The organism is Kribbella sp. NBC_01245, from assembly GCF_036226525.1.
Lineage (GTDB): Bacteria > Actinomycetota > Actinomycetes > Propionibacteriales > Kribbellaceae > Kribbella.
In genome coordinates this window covers 2,649,378-2,670,479 of sequence record NZ_CP108487.1, presented here as the reverse complement: position 1 = coordinate 2,670,479, position 21,102 = coordinate 2,649,378, and the positions used below count along the sequence as shown (strand labels likewise).

The window sequence follows — 21,102 nt, the reverse complement described above, 5'->3', positions numbered from 1 at the left end:
TTGGCCATCAAACTGTTGGAGATCGGCCGCGACCCTGGTGTGCTGAGGCAAGCTGGAGCGACTGGTCACGGGGGCCGCCGGCGGCGATCGGTGGAGCGACCATTGGATTTGTGCAGGAAGTTGGGGGTACGAGATGGAACCGGGCACGATGGTTTGGCGCGACGCGGTGCAGTCGTTGTGGCGACGGCGCCTGCTGATCGGCGCCTGCATGTTGCTGGGTGTAGCCGGCGCCTTCGCCTTCGCTCTGCCGCAGACCGCCCGCTGGACCGCGACCAGCGAGATCCTGGTCGGCCCGGCCGTGCCGCCGGCGCTGCTCGACCTGCCCGCGGGATTGGACAAGACCGGTCCGCTCGGCCTCGACCTGCCCGCCGAGACGCAGGCCCGGGTGGTCGCGAGCCCGTCGACGATGCGCCTGGTGGCCGCCAAACTGGGACTGTCCAGCGCCGATGACGAGGTGCAGAAGCTTTCGGCCGTGACCCGGGTGAAGGCCGTCACCGACAACTCCTATGTCATCACCACCGACGGGCCGACCGCCGAGGAAGCCGTCCGCCGGGCCAACATGATCGCCCGGGTCTACCTGGAGCAGCGCCGTGCCGCCGCGCAGAGCGTGCTCGCCACCCTCGCGGTGCAGAACGAGCAGCGCGCCACCACCACGTCCACCCAGGCCAACGGGTTGCAGCGCTCGATCGACAACGCCCTGAGCCGCTCGCAGGACGGCCTCGCCTCCTCGCTGCGGGACAAGCAGGTCGATCTGCGCACCAGCTCGGTGGACTTCAAGGACAAGGCGAAGGCGCTGCGCGAGGCGGCCGACTCCGCGGGCAGCACCAGCAGTGTGGTCACGCCGGCCTCCACCCAGTCGGCCACCGTCTCGCCGAAGATCGCCCGCGACGCCATCGTCGGCGGGGTCCTCGGCCTCGTCCTCGGGATCGGTCTCGCCCTCGCCAGCACCCATCTCAGCCCCTTTGTCGCCACCCGCGACGAGGCCGCCCGGAGTGCGGGAGCGCCGGTGCTCACCGCGTCGACGACCGGGCGCCGCTGGTGGCATCGCACCGCCCGCCGGCTGGACAGCGCCGAGCTGACGGCCCTGGGAACGGAGGTCGTCTCGGCCATCGCCCATCGCGGTTACAGCGCGGACGGCGAGGGCGCCGTGCTGGTGCTGTCGGCATCACCCAGCCCGAACGCCGATGGCGTGGCGCTCGCGATGGCGGCGGCCACGGCGCGCGAAGGCCGTCGTACCGTGCTGGTCTTCGCGGACGTCCGCGGTCCCCGGCCGGAAGTGAAGCTCGGCCGGGGCGCCCCCGAGAACCCGGAAGGCCTGGTCGACCTGGTCGCGGAGCCGGCTCACTCGCGCAACGACAAGGCGCGCAAGCTGCTGGTGCCCGGGCCCACGCCCGACCTGCAGTTGCTGCTGCCCGGCAGGGGAGACGAGCAGGCCCTGACGGTCGCGCCGGCGCTGGTTCCCGGCATCGTGGCCGACCTGCGCGCCTCGGCGGAAACCCTGGTCGTGCACGGGCCGGCGGCTGACCGAAACCACGGGGTGGCGCCGCTTGCCGCCGCGGTCGACGGCTGCGTGCTCGTCGTGCAGTGCGGGCATGACCGGCAGAGCCGGGTGTCCCGGCTGTGCGCGTCTCTGGAGTTCGCCGGCGCACCCGTGCTCGGAGTGGTGCTGATCGGCGCCCATCGCGATGACGAGACGCTCGGTATCCCGCTCGACGCGAACGGGCACTTGATCGAGTCCGCCAGGCCGTGACTGCCACAGCGGCGCCAGCGGACTCCTCACGGAAGAGGCTGGCCGACTTCGCTCCCGGTGGGTTGTGGGTGGTGCTGTGGACGCTGCTGGTCGTCGACGTACAGCCGTGGTCTTCCCGGCCGAGCGCGCCGCAGGGATCGACCGATGCCAGCAACAGCCTGCTGAAGGGGGCGCTGCTCGGCGGGGTGTTCCTGCTGGCGCTGGTCTCGACCAAGCCGGGCTTCCGGACCCGCGTCTCCGGGACGACGTTCATGTACCTGGGCTACGTGCTGTTCGCGACCGCGACCGGCTTCCTGCTGGCCGAGCCGATGACCCCGTTGCTGCGCCTCGTCCGGCTGGCGACCGGCCTGCTTTTGATGATGGTCATCTGGCGTCCGCTGCTGTCAGTGCCCGAGCGGCTGGTCAAGGCGCACCTGTACGCCCACGTCTTCCTGGCGGGCCTGATCGCGGTGGGTGTTCTCGTCTCGCCGAGCCAGGCCTGGCGGCAGATCAGCTCGCTCGGGGCGGGCTATCGGCTGCAGGGCGTGATCCTGCCGATGCTGCCGCCACGGGTCGGTGAGGTCGGCGCGCTGGTCTGTGGCCTGGCCCTGATCGCTGTGCTGAATCGCCGGATGAAACCCATCCCCGGGACGATGCTGGTCTTCGGCGGCCTCACCCTGATCGCCCTGAGCAAGACCCGGACGGCGGCGGCCGCGCTCGGCATCGGTCTGGTGCTCGCGCTGTTCCTTACCCGCAAGACCTGGCTCGGCCGGTTCGCGACCGTTCTGGCTCCCTTTGGTGTGGTGGGCGTCTTCCTCGTCGTGCCGGTCCTGCATAGCTGGTTGTTGCGGGGCCAGGGCACGAAACAGCTGGAGTCACTCAGCGGCAGGACACTCGCCTGGTCGTACATCATCGAGGAGAAGGTTGCCCCGCAGACCGCGTTGATCGGGCACGGCCTGGGCAACAAACGGGTGCTGCTCCGCCGCGGTGAAGGTGATATCGACGTCCAGCCGATCGACAACAGCTGGCTCGGGCTCTACTGGGAGACGGGTCTGCTCGGCGTCGCGCTGATCGCGATCGCGTTCATCCTCGCCTGGGTGGCCGTGGTGCGCGCCCCCACGCCGTACATCCGTGCCTCCACGGCGATGCTGATGGGCTACCTGACCCTTGCCTCGATCAACGAGAGCGGCCTGAGCGACCTGAGCTCGATGACCGTGCACCTGCTGGCCGCGGCGGCCGTCGCCGATGCCGACCGCTGGCGATCCAAATCCGCTGGTCGAGCCGAATCCGCTAGTCGAACCGGCCATCCGGATCGAAGCCTGCGGCTTGCCATTGCGCGGGCGTCAGATCCCGGCCCTGCGTCTCGAACCGGCGCGCCTCCGGACTCTCCAGGTCGTACGAGTTCTTCCTGAACTTCAGCGTGCCCGCCGGGATGTCCGCATCACCGAGCTGTGCGACCCCGGTCTGCGCCGAGCCCTCGGTCATCGTGACCCGGTTGACCTTCACAGTGATGTTGCGCAGTACGTAAGGGCCGCGCGGGCCATTGCCGCGCGGCCGGGACTGCAGCGAGATCCCGTTCAGGTTGCCGGCCACGACGTTGCCCGTGATGGTCACACCCGTTGAGGTGTTGACGTTGATCCCGGCGCCGTCCAGCAGCGTCGGGCCGGAGCCGCGGCCGCCGAAGAAGCCGTTGCCGACGACAAGGTTCCGCTCGATCGTGCCCTCATAGCTGATCTCGTAACGAACGCCGTCGGCCGCGTTGTCGATGATCCGGTTGGTCCGGATGTGCCGGTCGTAGTCGGCGACATCGCTCCAGATGCCGTTGCCGAGATTGGCCTCGACCAGGTTGTTCTCGATCACGCCGGACGATCGAGTCGACTTGATCCCGCCGGACTCCCAGTCGATCACCCAGAAGCCGTCGGTGTTGTTGCGGGACACCTCGTTCCCCGCCATCAGCACGTGCTCCGAGCGGTGCTGGCTGATCCCGAGCTGGCCGTTGTGGACGACCTTGTTGTGCAGCAGCCTGGCCCGATCGCCGCGGGCCACGAGGATGCCGACGGCGTGGTTCCAGCGGACCTCGTTCGCCTCGACCAGCCAGTCGTCGCCAACGGTCAGGGCCGCCTTCTGCGGGCGGCTCGCGAAGTGCTGGATCGTCAGCCCGCGCACGGTCACGCGGGGCACGTTGCCATCCGTGGCGCTGTGGGCGTGCGACATCTCGACCAGCTTCCCGGCCGGATCGTCGGCCAGGTAGGTGAGGTCCCGCTCGTAATCCTGGAAGAACTTGCCTGGCGCAAGCTTCGCCTTGGTGGTGACGCGGGCGAGGTGGTTGCCGTCGACAAAGATCTGCTCGCCCTGGTGGCACGGGTTGGCCCGGTTGTCCTCGCACTTGCCGACTCGCCCGTACGGCGCCGGCAGCAGGTCTCGCGCGACCCAGTGGGCGCCTTCCCGGCTCCAGGTCTTGACGATCCGGGACCCGGAGATGATGGCGCCCGCGCTGCTCGCGAGGGTGTCACCCGGCTGCGGTTTCAACGGCTTGCCGATCCGGAACAGCCCACGGCCGAAGCAGTACGTCGTACCGGCGGGGTGGCTGTCGAGCACGCGCTGCACATCGGCACCGGGCTCGACCTGCACCCCTGTGCAGGGGCCGGCACGGTCGATGCCCGCGGCAATCGGTGTGGTCGGACCGGCCGGGGGAGGTGCGGTCGCTGACGCTGTGTCGTCGTTGGAGGTGCAGCCGGTCAGCACTCCCGTGAGCAGCAGGGCGACCGCGATCAGGCTTTGCGGGGGTATGCGCCGCTCGATCGATCGCGTCATGTCCGCCGCCCATCTACTGTTGCACCCTATGCGAGTGCTCGTGGTGCACAACTGGTACCGATCGGCTCAGCCGAGCGGCGAGAATGTCGTGGTCTCGCAGCACGTCGACGTCTTACGGGCGGGTGGTCATGACGTCGAGCTCTACTCCCGGTCGAGCGACGATATCGCCGAACTGCCGGTGCTGGGCCGGGCCTTGGTGCCGGTCCGGTCATTGTGGTCGAGGTTGGACGAGCGTTCGCTCGCGTCTGAGATCACGGTACGGCGTCCGGACATCATTCACGTCCACAACACCTTTCCACTGATCAGCCCGTCGGTGCTCAAGGCTGCCGCGGCCGCCGACGTGCCCGTGGTGGCGACGCTGCACAACTTCCGCCTGATGTGCGCGAACGGGCTCCTGCAGCGCGACGGCGCCCCCTGCGAGGACTGCGTCGGTACGTCGCCGTGGGCGGGCGTGCGGCACGGGTGCTACCGGGACTCGCGGATCGCCAGCGTGCCGCTCGCGGCCGGGATCCAGTTGCACCGTGGGCTCAAGACCTGGCACAAGTACGTCACCAGGTTCGTCGCGCCGTCGGCCTTCGTGCGGGAGACGTTCATCAAGGACGGGTACGACCCGGCGCGGATCACGGTCAAACCGCACTCCGTCCCGCACCCGGCCGGAGTCCGTTCCGGATCCGGGGAGCACGTGCTGTTCGTCGGCCGCCTCGCACCGGAGAAGGGCCTGCTCGACCTCCTCGAGGCGTGGGACCCCGCGCTCGGCAAGCTGGTCATCGCGGGGGACGGGCCGTTGCGTGACGACGTCCTGCGGGCCGAAGCCGCGTCGTCGGGCTCGATCTCGTACGTCGGTGCCGTGCCGTGGCAGGAGTGCATGGACCTGATGGCCCGCGCCACGCTGCTCGTCGTACCGGCCCGTTGGTACGAAACCTTCGGCATGGTCATCGTCGAGGCCTTCGCCCACGGCGTCCCGGTAGTGGCCGCCCAGATCGGCGCCCTAGCCGAACTCGTCGAAGACGGCCGCAACGGCGCCGCCTTCACCCCCGGCGACATCCCCGCCCTCCGAACCGCCCTCGCCAAGGTCTCCGCCAACACGGACGCCCTCGGCGCCAACGCCCGCGCCTCCTACCTCTCCCGCTTCACCCCCGAAGCCGACCTAGCAGCCACCGAGGCCCTCTACACCTCGCTCCTCCACCAGTGACCCTCGGACCGCCACCTCTTCATCGCCTGCGAGGTACGGACTTTGGGCCGTGGCTAGCTAGCCACACCTGCGGCGGGAAGGCCGAGCCCGGCAAAGCCGAACAGGCCGGTCCCTGGTGGGGGACCGGCCTGTTGGAGGGGTGGTGACTAGCTGAAGGAGCCGGTGGTGTCGTTGCCGGCGGCCTTCCACTGGGCGGTGGTCATCAACTTGTTCATCCAGTTGAAGCGCGTCGCGGACAGGCTGTCCACGTTGTACTGGTTGCCGGTGAAGACGACCGCGCCGGCCGGGATCGTCGCGCTGCCCAGGTAGACCGCGCCGTTGGTGGCGGTGCCCGAGTCGATGCCGATCTTGTTGTTCACGACCTTGACGTTGCGGAGCAGGAAGGTGCCCTGGCCGCCGGTGGCCGTACCGCGGTCGCGGGACTGGACCGCGACGCCGTTGCGGTTACCGGTCAGGGTGTTGCCCTCGATGCGCACGTTCGACGAGGTGTTGACGTTGATGCCGCCGCCGTCGAAGAGGCTCCGGCCACCGCCGGCGCCGGTACGTCGTACGCCGAAGCCGTTGTTGGTGACGGTGTTGCCGATGATCGTGCCGTTGTAGCTGATCTCGTAGCGGATACCGCAGGCCGCGTTCTGGTCGATGCGGTTGCCCTTGATGACCTTGTTGTTCTCCTCGATGTCTGACCAGACGCCGATGCCGAGGTTGTCGTGCACGTGGTTCGCCTCGATCAGACCGGACGACCAGGTGGACTTGATGCCACCGGACTCCCAGTCGGCGATCCAGAAGCCGTCGGTGTTGTTGTTGTCGATCTCGTTGCGCAGGATCTGCGCGCCCTGCGAACGCCACTGGCTGATGCCGAGCTGGCCGTTGCGGGTCACCCGGTTCGCCCGGACGATGGCCCGGTCGGCGCGAGCGAGCTTGAGGCCGACGGCGTGGTTGTCGCGGAACTCGTTCGCGATGGCCTGCCAGCCGGCGCCGATCTCGACCGCGGCGGTCTGGGCCGGGCTGGCGAAGTGCTCGATGGTCAGACCGCGCACGATGACGCCGGTACCACCGGTGCCGATGGCCTGGTTGGTCTTGGACATCTCGATGGCGTGCCCGACCGGAGTGCGGCCGATGTAGATGGCGTTGGCCGCGTAGTCGGCGTAGAAGCTGGTCGGCGTGACCTGGCTCAGCGACCCGACCCGGGTCAGGTGCTTGCCGTCGAAGAAGAGCTGCTCGCGGAGGTCGCAGATATTGGCGACGTTGTCCTCACACTGGCCGACCTTGCTGTACGCCGCCGGCAACGCGCCGCGCACGACCCACTTGTCGCCGCTGGTCTTCCAGTAGCTGTCGCCCAGCCGAACGGAGCCACTCAGTACGGCCCGGGCGGAGCTGGCCAGGACCTGGTTGGCCTTCGGCCGGAGGGTCTTGGTGATGCGGTGCACGCCCGCGGCGAAGCAGAACGTCGTGCCCTCGGGCTTCGAGTTCAGCACGGTCTGCGGGTCCTGGCCGGGGTTGATGGTGGTCCCGGAACACGCGCCGGCGATGGACGGGCCGGTCGTTAGGGTGGTCGGCACCGTGGTGGTGGGCGGCGGCACCGGGGGGTTCGTCGTGCTCGAGGTGGCGGTCGGGGTCGGCTGCGTCGGCGCCGTGCTCGTGGTCGTCGTCGTACTGGTGGTCGGCTTGACCGTCGTGGTCGGCGTGACCGTCGGCGTCACGGTCGGGCGCGGCCATTTGGTGGGCCAGTGGGTTGGCTTCTTGCCCTGCCAGTAGCCGGCACCGCGCTCAGGGGTCGACTTCGACGACGCCGCGGCGCTGTCGGACGGACCTCCTTTGGTGACCCAGACCGTAACGGTGGAGACGAGCACCGCGATGAGTGCGGCGTACAGCAACTTCTTCAAGTGAAACAACCTCCGAGGCTGATGTTGGCGCACTATGTCCCCAGTAGCGGCCTGGTCAATTCCCTCCGCCCGTTTGAATGGGCGCCCTCGTGCGGATCGTCATGTTGCAAGATCGTTACTTGGCGGTCAAGTCGTCCGAACGGGCGCTGAACGCCGTTGAAAGGCCCGTTTGCACACTCCGCTGCCGTGAATTGACGATGCGTTCGCCCTGTCACCTGGGCTTATGCCGGTTATGACTGCGTACGGTTACGGACGACGCCGTCTCGGTAATCACCGGAATCTAGCCTGGATTTAACGTTGATCACCTATTGCGCCCGAATAGCGGCCGTGAGTCAAACAACTGAATGAATTAGACGATTTATTGTTTCGTCAGGGAATTCCCGGTAAATTCGGGTGTTGTTCGCCGGATCTCGACCGAGCGTCATCGCTAGGTGTCGCCGGTTACCGGGTGTAAGGTCTGTGCAGTGTGTTTCCGGGTTGAGCGCAGAGCGGCGCGAGACTCGCGGGACCAGGTTGGGGCGCCGGGGGGCGCGAGGCGTGAGCCCACAGGGCTCGGTGGGGGGACCGTGGTGGCTGTTTCAATGGGCGGATATCTGTCCGGAGTGTTCGACCTGTTCCATGTCGGGCATCTGGAGCTGCTCCAGCAGGCGAGGGCCGGCTGTGACCGGCTGGTCGTCGGCGTGCTGACCGACGAGTGGGCCGAAGAGCACCTGGGCGTGCGGCCGTTCGTGCCGCTGATCGAGCGCCAGCAGATCATCAGCCGGTTGCGCTGTGTCGACGAGGTCGTGGTGACGAACGGCGCCAGCGCCGACGTGCTCAGCGCCCTCGGCGTCGACCTGGTCTTCACCGGCCCCGGCCTGGAGAGTGCGGTCGTTCCGGCGGCCTCGGCCCTGGCCGTCGCGGCTCCGGCCGTCCGGCACCTCGACGTCGCCCGGAGCACCGACAGCGACATCCTCCGTGCCGCCCTCGACCAGCGGGTCACCCGCAGTTCGGTCGCATGAGCCAGAGCCCGCCCGCGAGCCACAGCCCGAGCGCGGACCAGAGCCCGCGCCCGAGCCAGGCGAGCTCGATCAGCGAATTGGTCGCGGCCCTGTCGTCCGCCCAAAAGCCCGCCGCCGGCACCCCGGCGTACTCACGCTTCATCAACCGGCGCCTCGGCCGCTACCTCGCCGCCGCGGCGTACAAACTAGGTGCCACGCCGAACCAGGTGAGCGCGGCGAGCGCCCTCTGTTCCTTCGCGGGTATCGCCGTCATCGCCCTGGCCTGGCCGACGTTCAACGTCGCCGTCCTGGTGACCCTGCTGCTGGTCCTCGGTTATGCGCTCGACTCGGCCGACGGCCAGGTGGCGCGATTGCGCGGCGGCGGCAGCCCGGTCGGCGAGTGGCTCGACCACATGATCGACTGCACCAAGATCGCGACGCTGCATCTGGCGGTGCTGGTCGGGCTCTTCCGCTTCGGCTGGTTCAAGTCCGACCTCGTGCTGCTGATCCCGATGATGTACGTGGTGGTCGGTTCGGTGACGTTCTTCGGCCTGATCCTGATGGAGCAGCTGCGCCGCAACAACGCCGCCGCCAAGCCGAATCCGCGCGGCGAATCGGTGCTCAAGTCCTTGCTGATCGCGCCGAGCGACTACGGCGTGCTCTGCCTGGTCTTCATCACCCTGGCCTGGCCGACGGTCTTCGTCACGCTGTACGGCCTACTGATGGCAGTCAATCTGCTACTTCTCGTGGCGGCGGTGACCAAGTGGTGGCGCGAACTGACTAGTCTGGGCGCCACGTCCGAATTGCCGCCCCAGACTCCGCCCGAAGTCTCCGCCCGAGGTTGAGGTCCGCATGACCGTGATCGGCTACGCGCCCGGTGTGTACGACATGTTCCACATCGGCCACCTGAACATCCTGCGCCGGGCCCGGGAGAACTGCGACTTCCTGATCGCGGGTGTGGTCGAGGACGACGTGGTCGCCGCGATCAAGGGCCGATGCCCGGTGGTCCCGCATCACGAGCGCATGGAGGTCGTTGGGGCGATCGACCTGGTCGACAAGGTCGTCAGCGACTGGTCCAGCGACAAGTTCGAGATGTGGAAAGAGCTGAAGTACGACGTCCTGTTCAAGGGAGACGATTGGAAGGGCACCGAGAAGGCCATCCGCCTGGAGAAACTCCTCGGCGAGGTCGGTGCCCGGGTGCACTACTTCCCCTACACCGCCTCGACCTCGAGCACGGGCCTGCGCCGCCTGTTAGACGGCGCGCACTAAACCACCGACTGGTACCAGTCGTCCACGACCCCCGGCAGTCTTTCGGGGGACCAGCGCAGGGTCGGCTCGGGCCTGTCCTTGACGTCGAGTGCTCTCGCCAGCTCGCCGATCACGTCTCCAGTGGGTACGACGACGCGCCCGGCCGCTCCGGCCAGGAGTGGCGGCCCGCCCAGGTCGAGGCAGACCACCGGGCAGCCGAGTGTCGCGGCCTCGGCCACCGCCCAGGGCGCCGAGTCGTGCAGGGACGGGAAGAGCATCGCGTCGGCATCCCGCAGAGCCGCGAGCACCTCATCCCGCGGCCGCATCCCTAGGAAGCGCACGCGGTCGCCCAGGTTTAGGCGGGCCACCTCGGCCTCCAACGCGCCGCGCTCGGGCCCAGAGCCGTAGAAGTCCAAGGTCCAACCGGCGGCGTCGGGGTGCGCGATGGTGGCGACCGCGAGCCGTACGCCCTTCCAGCCGACGAGTCGCCCCACGAACACTGCGCGCTTGTTGTCGTCGCGATTGGGGGATGCGGGAGGCACGTCTGAGAGGTCGATCGAGGAGTTCGGTTCAACCACCACCCGGCGGGCCCGGCGGAATCGTCGCGCCACGTCGTCGTTCAAGGCAACAGTCAAGCCGGCCTGACGTGCCACCGGGTCGCCCCAGACTCGTCGGGCGAGCTCGGTGAAGGGGGTGCGGATCAACTCGCCGACGATGCCGCGCGTGCCGAGCCAGCGCTGGGCGAGCCGCCACGGCGGCCGGGTGGCGCCGCCGACGGGTCCCCAGACGAGTGGTACGTCGCGGAGGCGGCGTAGACCGCACGGCAGCCAGTCAGCGGCGAACGTGACGTGGTGGGCGACGTCGAACCCGACCTCCCGGTGCAACTTCAAGGCGATCTTGCCGAGGTCGCGCTGCCAGAGGGCGTAGTACCAGTACACGTCGCGCGGGCGCTTCTTTGCCTTCAGCAACGGATCGGCCAGATCGTGGTACGTCACGTGCAACCGCTCGCGCAACACCGGATCAGCCGCACGACGCCGCTCGATCGACTCCTCGAACCGCCGCCGGGTAACCACCCAAACCTCATGCTTCTCAACCGCCGCCCGCACAAACGCCCACCCCGCGCCGGGCTCGGACCCCTCATCCGGCCCACACGCATAGGCGCTGATCAACACCTTCATTCCCCGCACCCCCTCAACTCAGGCGCAAAGCCTATCGGTACTTTCTTTCGTTCATTCGTCGGAATCCGCCCCCTCCCGTCGTCTGCCTGCACAGGCCCGCGCCGCTGGGAGGGCGGATTCCGACGAATGAACGAAAGAAGGCAGGCCGCGCGCCTACTCAAGACGGAGGCCGCGCGCCTACGAAGACCGAAGGCGGCACGCCTCCTCAAGACCGAAGGCGCGCGCCTACTCAGGCCAGGGGCGTACGCCTACTCAAGACATCGTCGCAGTCTTGTGCACCACCCGACGCCCTTCGTCGGGTTGCACCCGTCGCGGCACCACTCGGACGTCAGTCGTCGTGCACCGCCTGCCGCCGTGCGCGGGCACCACTCGCACCCGACGCCGTGGGGGAGTGCTTCGGCGGTTAGCGGTAGGTCGTGGAGGCGAGGTTGTAGGCGAGGTCTGCTGCCACCTCGAGGGCTTCGTCTTCCTCGAGGCGGTGTTCGGTGACGAGCTTGGCGAGGTAGCCCGCGTCGATTCGGCGGGCGAGGTCGTGCCGGGCCGGGATGGACAGGAACGCCCGCGTGTCGTCGACAAAACCCGACATATTCGCAAAACCAGCCGTCTCGGTCACCAGCTCGCGGAACCGGCGCATCCCGTCCGGGCTGTCCAGGAACCACCACGGCGCTCCGAGCCGCACAGTCGGGTAGACCCCGGCAAGCGGCGCCAACTCGCGGGAGTAGACGGTCTCGTCCACCGTGAACAGCACCAGCCCGAATCCCTCCGCATGCCCGAACCGCTCCAACAACGGCCGCAACGACCGAGTGAACTCAGTACGGACAGGAATGTCATACCCCCGGTCACGCCCGAACCGCCCCAGCACATCGGTGTTGTGGTTCCGAAGCACGCCCGGATGCAACTGCATCACCAAACCGTCTTCCGCCGACATAGCCGCCATCTGGAACAACATGTGCCCAGCAAACGTCTCCGCGGCCGCACCAGCCTCACCACGTAGCGCGTCCGCATAGATGGCCCGAGCCTTCTCATCACTCAATGGCTCGGTCGATGCACTGAGATGACCGTGATCCGTAGCAAGCGCGCCCGCCTCGATAAACGCACGTCGACGTACCCGGAGACCCTCCAGATACCCGTCGTACGTCGACGTGTCCGTCCCCGCCATCTCGCCCAACAGCCGCACGGCTTCAACCCAGCCGGGCGTATCGACGTACACCAAAGCGTCCGGTCGGAACGTCGGAATCACTCGTCCCGGCATCGAGGAAGCGAGGGCCTTGTGGTGGCCCAGGTCGTCGGTTGCAGCGTCCGTCGTCGAGATGACCTCGATCCGGAACGAGTCGAGCAGAGCACGCGGGCGGAACGACGGCTCGGCCAGGCGCGCGCTGATCTCGTCGTACAGCTCGTCAGCCGTCTCTGCGGAAGGCGCGAGCTTCACACCGAGTACCTCGGCCAGCTCGTGCTCGATCCAGTACCGGCTAGGTGTGCCGCGGAAGAGGTGCCAATGCGAGCAGAACGCCCGCCAGATCTCCCGGGGATCCCCGCCCGCACTAAGGCTCTCAAGCGGCACACCCTGCGACACGAGCATGCGCGTGACGTAGTGATCCGGAACGACCAACAGGTCCGCAGGATCGCCGAAGGGCTCGTTGGTAGCGAAGAGCGCGGCGTCGACGTGGCCGTGGAAGCACAGCAGCGGCAACTCCCGGACCGACTCATAGATCCGCCGGGCGATGTCGCGGGCCTCGCCGGCGGGCAGGGCGCGATCGGGATGAGGCTGCAGCAGCTTCGGCACAAGATCTCCAGGACGCATCGAATGAAACGGACACTGCAAAGGATTGCAGTCCGACAACACAGGCACAAGGCCCGGCTGTTGACACCTCGATGAAACAGGCTGCAAACTCCGCATGTGCCTTCGACCATTCGCGACGTCGCCCGCTTGGCCGGTGTCTCGGCGTCGACCGTCTCGCGTGCGCTCTCGATGCCCGAGATGGTGAACGTCGAGACCCGGGCGCGCGTGCAGTCCGCCGCCGACCGCCTCGGCTACGCCCCGAACCGGGCCGCCCGCGGTCTCATCACGGGCCGCACCGGCAACATCGGCCTGGTCGTGCCGGACCTCGCGAACCCCTTCTTCCCGAGCATCGTCAAGGGCATCCAGGCACGGGCCAGGGCGGCCGACCTCGCGGTCTTCCTGGCTGATGCCGACGAGGACCCGGCTGTCGAGGTGGGCTTAGTCCGGGCGTTGGCCAAGCAGGTCGACGGAATGATCCTCTGCTCGCCACGGGCTAGTCTCGACGAGCTGGTCGGGTTCGCCGCCGAGACCCGGGTCGTGCTGGTCAACCGGGTCGCAGCGGACATCGGCTCGGTCACGTTCGACAACACCGACGGTATGCGCCAGGCGGTCGGTCATCTGGCCGCGCTCGGGCATCGCCGGATCGCCTGGGTCGGTGGCCCGGCCACGTCCTGGTCCGAAGGTGAGCGGGCCCGGGGTCTGACCGAGGCCGCTGCCACAGCCGGGCTCGAGGTGGTCAAGATCGGGCATTTCCCGCCGCACTACGACGGGGGATTCGCCGCCGCCGACCAGGTCGTCGCTTCCGGAGCCACCGCCGTGGTGGCTTACAACGACCTGGTCGCGATCGGCTTGATGGCCCGTCTGGATGCTCGCGGAATATCCGTGCCGAAGGACTTCAGCGTGGTCGGCATCGACGACATCGCGATGTCCCGGATGGCCCGGCCCGCTCTGACCACCGTGAGCCTCCCGAAGCAGCAGGCGGGCCGGGTCGCGGTGGAGCTTCTGCTGGCGCTACTGGACGACCCCGACGGCGTGGCCGGTCCTGGCCGGCAGCTACCCGGTGAGCTGATCGTGCGCGGCTCCACTGGCGTTACCCCATGACTGGAGGAGTCTTAGTGACCACCCCCGACGTCTTCGTACTGGGCGAGGTCCTGGTCGAACTGACCGCGACCGAACCACTCGACACCGGTACGACGATGCGCCTCGCCTTCTCGGGGGACGCCCTGAACGCCGCAGCCGCCTCTGCCGCCGCAGGGGCGCACACCGCCTTGCTGGCGAGAGTCCCGGACGACGACCTCGGCGACCGGCTCATTGCCCGCGTCAACGATCTCGGGATCGACAGCAGCCGGGTGGTGCGCGTGCCCGGGCAACACGGTCTCTACCTGCAGCAGGCCGATCCGACCGGTGGACGCGAGTTCCTCTACGTACGCAAGGGCAGTGCCGGCTCAGGCCTTAGCCCCGAGGACGTGCCCGACAAGCTCGGCGCAGTCCTGGCAAGCGGCATCGCGTGCGCCATCTCGGCATCAGCCGCTGCGGCCGTCCGAAAGGCCGCAGCCCTCTCTACGTGCTTCGTGTACGACCCGAACTGGCGGCCACGCCTAGTCGACGCCGCAGGCGCCGCCGAACACCTCCGCCTCCTAGCGCCGTACGCGCGACTGATGACCCCAGCCTGGCCGCAAGAGGCACAACTGGTCGGGGAAACCCCCGATGCAGCCTGTACGACGTTGAGGCAGCTCGGGGCGCAAGCGGTCGCAATGACGCGTGGTGCCGATGGAGTGTTGCTGGACGACGGCACCGAAGTTCCAGCGGTGCCAGCGCCTCGAGTCGTCGACCAGACCGGTGCGGGCGATTCGTTCGCCGGGACCGTCACAGCACGTCTTGCCCTTGGGGACGACCTACACCAGGCGATCCAGCTAGGAGTGGCTGCGGCCTCTCTGTCCGTTGGAGGTCTTGGTGGCACGGGATACGTCGCCACTCTGGAAGAAGTCCGCGCCCACGCATTGGCGGTTCACTCATGACCGAGCGACTCTCACGCGACAGCAAGGTCGCTACCGCGGTAAACCCTGACGAGTTGTCGATCGGCCTGGTCCATCTGGGGATCGGCGCCTTCCACAGGGCTCACCAGGCGGTCTATACGGAACTAGCGGCGGCTGCGACTGGCGAGACGACCTGGGGGATCTCAGGAGTCAGCCAGCGTTCTACGACCGTGCGGGACCAGCTAGCGCCGCAGGACGGGCTCTACTCGGTCCTAGAGCGCGGACTCGGCGACCCGACGATCCAGGCGATCGGTAGCGTCCGCGAGCTGCTGGTAGCGCCAGAAGGCGTCGTAGAGCGCATTGCCGATCCAGCCGTGTCGGTAGTGACGTTGACCGTCACTGAGAAGGGCTACCGCGCTGCGCCCGGCGGAGGACTCGACTTCGCCGATGAGGGCATCCAGGCGGATCTGGCCTCAGCAACACCTCGCACGGTTGTCGGGCAGCTAGTGGCCGGCCTAGAGGCCAGAGCCCGTTCTGGCGCTGGTCCGCTGACGCTGCTCTCCTGCGACAACCTCGTCGGCAATGGGGCTGTACTGAAGCGGCTGGTGCACGAGTTCGCCGAAGCCAAGGGCTGTGCCACCGAGCAATTGGCGGCCGCGAGGTTCCCGTCGAGCATGGTGGATCGCATCGTGCCCGCGACGACCGACGCCGATCGCGTGGACGCGGAACGCCTGCTCGGCTGGCGTGACGAGGGCGTGGTGGTGGCCGAACCGTTCCGCCAATGGGTGATCGAGAACGACTTCGCCGCGGCCCGGCCCGCGTGGGAGCAGGCCGGCGCGATCCTGACCGATGACGTCGCGCCCTGGGAGCAGGCTAAACTCCGGATGCTGAACGCGACCCACTCGCTGCTGGCGTACCTCGGTGCGCTGCGCGGCTACGCGACGATCGCCGAGGCGGTCCGGGACGAAGAGCTCGCACGGCTGGCGCAGGACCTGATGACCGAGGACGTCGTACCGACGCTCGACCCGCCGGCCGGGCTGGACCTCACGTCGTACGGGGAGAGTGTGCTGCAGCGGTTCGCCAATCCGGCGTTGAAGCACCGGACCACCCAGGTCGCGATGGACGGGTCGGTGAAGTTGCCGGTTCGCCTGCTCGGCACGATTCGCGATCGCCTCGCGGCCGGCGCCGAACCGCGCCATGCCGCGTTGGCCGTGGCGGCGTGGATGCGCTACGTCAGTACGGCCTCTGAGATCGATGATCCACTGGCCGAGAAGCTGCGGACGGTCGTCGGCGAGGCGAAGGCCGGACCCGCGGGGTTGGTCGAGGCGTTGCTCGGTGTGGAGCAGGTTTTCGCGGCCGACCTTCGCGAGAATGCGACGTTCCGTGCGCTGCTGGTGACGGAGCTCGCCGCGTTGTCCGCATAAAGCTTGCAGGTTGTTGCAGCTCAGAACCCTGTGCCCTTGGCAAGACCTCCATCTAGCGTCGGCCGGAGACCAAACGATGGGGGTTTTGCGATGTCCAGCAAACGTTGGAGGGGTTTCGCCGCCTTAATCCTGGCGGCACCGGCGGCGGTGATCGTAGGAGCGCAACCAGCTTCCGCCGATACCTGCGCCGGGGTGAACGTTGCCCTCGGCACCAATATCCAGTCCGTGGTGAACGCGAACCCGGCCGGTACGACGTACTGCCTCTCGGCCGGCGTCTACCGGCTGACGGCACCACTACAACTCAAGACCGGCGACACCCTGTGGGGCGCGGGCCCGTCGCCCACGAGCGGCACGATGCTCTCGGGAGCCGTCGTCGCCACAGGTTGGACCGCCTCCGGCACCAACTGGTACGTCAACGGCGTACTTCCCGCGGCCTACACCGACTCGAACGGCCAGTGCGAGAACAACGTGGCCAACCTCTGCCGGAAGTCCGAGGACGTCTTCCGCGGCAGTACGCAGCTCGTACGCGTTGCCAGCCTGGCAGACCTCGGCCCGGGCAAGTTCTACCCGGACTACGCCGCCAACCGCGTGTACGTGCGGGACAACCCGACCACGGCGACGATGCTGGTCGGCCGCACCCGTACTGCGCTGCCGTCAGGTGGCGCGACAGACGTGACGATCCGCGGCATCGGTGTGCGGCACTTCGCGTCGCTGAGCCAGGCCGGCGCGATCGAGCTCGGCACCCGCTGGAAGGTCTTCAGCACGGACGTCAGCTACAACCACGCGCTCGGCTTCAAGATCATCGGCAACGACGCCTCGTTCACGGCTGGGCGTGCGTCGTACAACGGTCAGCTCGGCGGCGGCATCTACCAGGGCGACCGCTTCACCGTTGCCAACGTGGAGGTCGACCACAACAACCACCAAGGCCTGTACTGGGTAGCAGACTGGGAGTCCGGCGGCATCAAACTCACCACTGGCGCGACCGGTGTGATCGACGCCGCCCTCGTCCACGACAACCTGGGCATCGGGCTCTGGGCCGACGGCCAGGCAGGCGATCCGGCGATCACGAACTCGCTGGAGTTCCGGAACTCGACCATCACCAACAACTCCGCCGACGGCATCCGTTTCGAGATCAGCAGCAACGGCAAGATCTCGGGCAACACCGTCACAGGCAACGGTTGTGACCTACTCGGCCGCCGTGGCGTCACCGAAGGCGGTCTGTACGACGGTGCCGGGATCGACGTGAACTCGTCGGTCAACGTCGAGATCTCCGGCAACACTGTCTCGGGCAACCACAACGCCATCGGCGGACAAGAGCGGCAGGGGCGCGAGCTACACCTCCAGCACCTCCGTGTGATCGACAACAACGTCACCAGCACTCGTTGTGCGAACGGCTTCGGCCTTGGTCTCACAGGCGTTGTGAGCAACCAGAAGGCGGACCGGCCGGAGTACTGGGGTCACGCATTCGACAGCACTGGTGACAATCTGTTCATCGGTAACGACTACCGCATCCCTGCGGCCGATGGTGGTCTCGCCGCGAAACGTTATGCGTGGAAGGGGAGTTACATGCACACGTGGTCCACCTGGATCGGCACGGACGCGCAGGACGCGGGCGGAACCGCGGTGGCGATCCCGTAAGTTTCCGCGTAATCCTGCTGTTTTGTGCAACTTTCTATCGCCGTAGGACTCTAGGCAACACAGCTATTACTGGCTTACTCTCAGGGCGAGGACGGTCGGCTATATCCAGCCAACTGGGGGAGTACTGGGGGTTCCGCGATGGGAATCGCAGAGCGACGGCATGATTTCGTGGGCAAGAGTGGGCGCTGGCGGGTGCCCGGGCTCGAACCGGCGGGTGGACGCTGCTGAGGGGCCGCCGTGATCTCAACGGCGAAGGTCCTGATCAGTGCCAACGCTTGTCACCCTGAGGGTGACCGCGATGCCGAAGCGGCTTGGGCATGGTGCCGAGCCGCTGCGGCGACTCATGACGTCCATCTGGTCACCACTGTTGGGTCGGCCCGGCGCATTACGGCCGAGCTGTCCCAGCGACCATTACCCTCCCTTACCGTCATCGGGGTCGACCTGCCCGCTCTCCGGCGCCTCACCTGGGGGCGGCAGGCGGCCCGCACCATTCGGCGGCTGCACGCCGAGCAGCACTTCGACGTGATCCACTTGCTCGCCACCGACACCGATCGGCATCCCGTCGGCCTCGTACGGCGTAGCGGGGCGCGCGTGATCTGGGGCCCGGCGGGGGCGTCCGAACCGGTGCCGGTGGCCTTGACCCGTTGGCTGGATGGGCCCGCGCTGGAGGTCGAGCTGCTGCGGCGGCTCTGCACCGGCCCGGCTCGGCGGGTCGCGAACTACCGGCTGAGCCGCGATGTCGACCTGGTCGTGGCGCGCGATCACGAAGCGGCGCACGCCTATCGCGGCACCGGCGAGGTCGCGATCCACCCCGCGGTCGTCGTGCCGCGCCTGAACAGCGGAGGCCAGCAGGGACGCGACTACTCGAGCGTCCGTACGGCATTGTTCGTGGGCCGGCTGATCCCGTCCCGAGGACTGATCCCGGCCATCACCACGCTGGCCCGACCGGATGCCGCGGACTGGGAGTTGCGCGTCATCGGCGATGGGCCGGAGTGGCGTCGGGCCGATCGCCTCGCGGATCGCCTTGGCGTACGGGACAGGGTCGAGTTCCTCGGTGAACTGCCGCGGGCCGACGTACTGAAGGCGATGGGCCGTGCGGACGCGCTCCTCTCACCAACGCTTGGCGATTCGGCCGGCTGGGCCGTTGCCGAGGCGCTGGCGAGTGGTTGCCCGGTCGTGTGCCTGGACCGCGGAGCGCCTTCGGTCCTGGTCGGACCTGGCGAAGGCGTGGTCGTCGACTGGCGTGGCGATCTGCCCCGCGCGCTCGCGGCTGGACTCGCGAGCCTGCATGGCCGGATCGAGCCGGTCGACCGCTGGGCGCCGGACCACCTCGGCGACGTACTCGCCGGGTGGTATTGCGGCACGGCGGCGGTCAGTCGCGAAGAGACTTCCCAGGGAGGCTGAGCATCCGGTCCAGCGCGATCTTGGCGAACTTCTCCGTCTCGGCGTCGACCTTGATCGTGTTGATGGCCACGCCGGCTACAAGGTTCTCCAGGGCCCAGACCAGGTGCGGCAGGTCGATCCGGTTCATCGTCGAGCAGTAGCAGACGGCCTTGTCCAGGAACACGATGTTCTTGTCGGGATGCGCCTTGGCCAGCCGCTGCACCAGGTTCAGCTCGGTGCCGATGGCCCAGGAACTGCCCGGCTCGGCGGCGTCCAGGGTGTTGATGATGTATTCGGTCGAGCCGACGAGATCCGCCTTGGTCACCACGTCGTGACGGCACTCGGGGTGGACCAGCACGTTCACCCCGGGAACGCGGGCGCGCACGTCGTCGACCGACGCGGCGGTGAACCGGCCGTGCACCGAGCAGTGCCCGCGCCACAGGATCATCTTGGCCGCCGCGAGCTGCTCGCTGGTCAGACCGCCATGCGGCTTGTGCGGGTCGTACACCACGCAGTCGTCGAGGCTGAGCCCGAGCTCCAGCACGGCGGTGTTGCGGCCGAGGTGCTGGTCCGGCAGGAAGAGCACCTTCTCGCCACGCTCGAAGGCCCACTCGAGCGCCACCTGCGCGTTGCTCGACGTACAGACGACACCGCCGTTGCGGCCGCAGAACGCCTTGATGTCGGCGCTCGAGTTCATGTAGGTGACCGGCACGGTGACGTCGGCGATCCCGGCGTCGGCGAGCGCGTCCCAAGCGGCCTCGACCTGCTGGATCCGGGCCATGTCGGCCATCGAGCAACCGGCCGCGAGGTCCGGCAGGATCACCGTCTGGTCGTCGTTGGTCAGGATGTCGGCGGACTCGGCCATGAAGTGCACACCGCAGAACACGATGTACGGCGAGTCGGGGCGGGCCGCGGCGTCACGCGCGAGTTTGAACGAGTCACCCGTGACGTCCGCGAACTGGATCACCTCGTCGCGCTGGTAGTGGTGGCCCAGCACGAAGACCTGGTCGCCGAGCGCGGCCTTGGCCTTCGTGGCCCGCTCGACCAGGTCCGGGTCGGAGGCAGGCGGCAGCGCGCCCGGGCACTCCACGCCCCGCTCCGAGTGCGGGTCCGTGTCACGCCCGAGGAACAGCAGTGGCAGGGACTTCGGCGCATCCGCGGTTGTCGTCACATCAACCATCGTGCCACGCGCCACAGCAGCTCAGCCCAGCCTTATCCGTCCGCCCACTATGTGATCTACACCGCTGTCGTCACACAGAGCGCGATGGCTCGATGGGCGAGGTCGTACTGGGCGTTCTTGCCGCAGTACTTGGCCTTGGGCTTGGCCTTGCCGACCACCTTCACGACCTTGACCTTGGAGGTGCCGGCGCCCGCCGCGGCTTTGTTGCACGGCACAACCAAATTGAGGAATACGCCGATGATCCGGGTGCCGTCGACGTCCGCCTTGACGCACTCGCCGGCCCGGTAGAGATGGTCAAGACAAAGGAACTTCTCCTCGTTGGTGCCGAGGTAGGCGCTCTCGCCCAGGTGGCCGCAGGCCTCCTCGCCGGCCTTGTCCTTGCCGTCGACCCAGCGGGCGAACTTCTGCTTCGCATCCTTGCTCGTGCAAGTGACGACGCGTGGGTTCGTCACCTCGACCACGGGGCCGGTATAGGCGAAGCTCACGCACTGGCCGGGCTTCAGGTTGTCGATCACCAGCGTCAGGCCGTCCGGCTGAGCAGAGGGGGTCGGCTGGCTGGCGAAGGTGCCGCCAGGAGTTTCGGGGCTGGCGTTGGGGTCCTTGTCGCCATTGCAGGCTGTGCTGGTGACGAGGACGGCGAGGGCGAGGGCGGTCGCGGCCAGGGCGCGGGCAGTACGAGGCACGGTGAAGGCTTTCT

General features: G+C 67.9%; 16 protein-coding genes and 1 pseudogene. 11 read left to right on the top strand and 6 right to left on the bottom strand.

What is annotated here, in order from left to right; genetic code table 11:
- Positions 1 to 133 precede the first annotated feature (133 nt).
- Positions 134 to 1,750 carry a Wzz/FepE/Etk N-terminal domain-containing protein gene (locus tag OG394_RS11715; protein WP_328995225.1) on the top strand — a complete coding sequence of 539 codons (1,617 nt, stop codon included), beginning with the start codon at positions 134 to 136 and terminating at the stop codon, positions 1,748 to 1,750.
- On the top strand, positions 1,747 to 3,141 hold the full coding sequence (locus OG394_RS11710) for an O-antigen ligase family protein (protein ID WP_328995224.1): 1,395 nt from the start codon (positions 1,747 to 1,749) through the stop codon (positions 3,139 to 3,141). Before OG394_RS11715 ends, OG394_RS11710 begins: the two co-directional genes overlap by 4 nt.
- Before the next feature lie 190 nt (positions 3,142 to 3,331).
- Here OG394_RS11710 and OG394_RS11705 read toward each other — a convergent pair.
- A pseudogene (locus tag OG394_RS11705) lies at positions 3,332 to 3,943 on the bottom strand (right-handed parallel beta-helix repeat-containing protein); the annotation flags it as partial.
- Between the two features lie 628 nt (positions 3,944 to 4,571).
- On the opposite strand from OG394_RS11705, the gene OG394_RS11700 reads away from it, so the two are divergent.
- The gene (locus OG394_RS11700; protein WP_328995223.1) at positions 4,572 to 5,735 is read left to right on the top strand and encodes a glycosyltransferase family 4 protein; all 1,164 of its coding nucleotides are present in this window, start codon (positions 4,572 to 4,574) and stop codon (positions 5,733 to 5,735) included.
- Between the two features lie 146 nt (positions 5,736 to 5,881).
- On the opposite strand, the gene OG394_RS11695 is transcribed toward OG394_RS11700, so the two are convergent.
- Entirely contained in the window at positions 5,882 to 7,618 is a 1,737-nt protein-coding gene (locus OG394_RS11695; RefSeq protein ID WP_328995222.1) for a right-handed parallel beta-helix repeat-containing protein, read from the bottom strand.
- A 569-nt stretch (positions 7,619 to 8,187) separates the two neighbouring features.
- Here OG394_RS11695 and OG394_RS11690 point away from each other — a divergent pair.
- From OG394_RS11690 to OG394_RS11680, 3 genes are read left to right on the top strand one after another with little or no spacing between them, the layout of a single operon-like run.
- Positions 8,188 to 8,619, top strand: coding sequence for an adenylyltransferase/cytidyltransferase family protein (locus OG394_RS11690; protein ID WP_328995220.1), 432 nt, complete (start codon positions 8,188 to 8,190; stop codon positions 8,617 to 8,619).
- Positions 8,616 to 9,443, top strand: coding sequence for a CDP-alcohol phosphatidyltransferase family protein (locus OG394_RS11685; protein ID WP_328995219.1), 828 nt, complete (start codon positions 8,616 to 8,618; stop codon positions 9,441 to 9,443). Before OG394_RS11690 ends, OG394_RS11685 begins: the two co-directional genes overlap by 4 nt.
- A gap of 7 nt (positions 9,444 to 9,450) precedes the next feature.
- Positions 9,451 to 9,867 carry an adenylyltransferase/cytidyltransferase family protein gene (locus OG394_RS11680; protein ID WP_328995218.1) on the top strand — a complete coding sequence of 139 codons (417 nt, stop codon included), beginning with the start codon at positions 9,451 to 9,453 and terminating at the stop codon, positions 9,865 to 9,867.
- Here OG394_RS11680 and OG394_RS11675 read toward each other — a convergent pair.
- Complete coding sequence (locus OG394_RS11675) at positions 9,864 to 11,024, bottom strand: glycosyltransferase family 4 protein (RefSeq protein ID WP_328995217.1); 1,161 nt, start codon at positions 11,022 to 11,024, stop codon at positions 9,864 to 9,866. The genes OG394_RS11680 and OG394_RS11675 overlap by 4 nt on opposite strands.
- A 403-nt stretch (positions 11,025 to 11,427) precedes the next feature.
- Positions 11,428 to 12,807, bottom strand: coding sequence for a glucuronate isomerase (uxaC, locus tag OG394_RS11670; RefSeq protein WP_328995216.1), 1,380 nt, complete (start codon positions 12,805 to 12,807; stop codon positions 11,428 to 11,430).
- 114 nt (positions 12,808 to 12,921) lie between these two features.
- Between uxaC and OG394_RS11665 the strand changes: the two genes are divergently transcribed.
- The 5 genes from OG394_RS11665 (at position 12,922) to OG394_RS11645 (ending at position 19,246) form a co-directional block, all read left to right on the top strand.
- Entirely contained in the window at positions 12,922 to 13,905 is a 984-nt protein-coding gene (locus OG394_RS11665) for a LacI family DNA-binding transcriptional regulator (protein WP_328995215.1), read from the top strand.
- Positions 13,906 to 13,919: 14 nt separating this feature from the next.
- A complete protein-coding gene (locus tag OG394_RS11660; RefSeq protein WP_328995214.1) occupies positions 13,920 to 14,822 on the top strand; it encodes a PfkB family carbohydrate kinase in 903 nt (300 codons plus the stop codon).
- Positions 14,819 to 16,204, top strand: coding sequence for a mannitol dehydrogenase family protein (locus OG394_RS11655; RefSeq protein WP_328995213.1), 1,386 nt, complete (start codon positions 14,819 to 14,821; stop codon positions 16,202 to 16,204). Before OG394_RS11660 ends, OG394_RS11655 begins: the two co-directional genes overlap by 4 nt.
- 192 nt (positions 16,205 to 16,396) lie before the next feature.
- Entirely contained in the window at positions 16,397 to 17,842 is a 1,446-nt protein-coding gene (locus OG394_RS11650; RefSeq protein WP_328995212.1) for a right-handed parallel beta-helix repeat-containing protein, read from the top strand.
- 237 nt (positions 17,843 to 18,079) lie between these two features.
- Entirely contained in the window at positions 18,080 to 19,246 is a 1,167-nt protein-coding gene (locus OG394_RS11645; RefSeq protein WP_328995211.1) for a glycosyltransferase family 4 protein, read from the top strand.
- Here OG394_RS11645 and nadA read toward each other — a convergent pair.
- Positions 19,215 to 20,405 carry a quinolinate synthase NadA gene (nadA, locus tag OG394_RS11640; RefSeq protein WP_328995210.1) on the bottom strand — a complete coding sequence of 397 codons (1,191 nt, stop codon included), beginning with the start codon at positions 20,403 to 20,405 and terminating at the stop codon, positions 19,215 to 19,217. The two genes, OG394_RS11645 and nadA, sit on opposite strands and share 32 nt — an antisense overlap.
- Positions 20,406 to 20,461: 56 nt before the next feature.
- The gene (locus OG394_RS11635; protein ID WP_328995209.1) at positions 20,462 to 21,088 is read right to left on the bottom strand and encodes a hypothetical protein; all 627 of its coding nucleotides are present in this window, start codon (positions 21,086 to 21,088) and stop codon (positions 20,462 to 20,464) included.
- Positions 21,089 to 21,102: the final 14 nt, after the last annotated feature.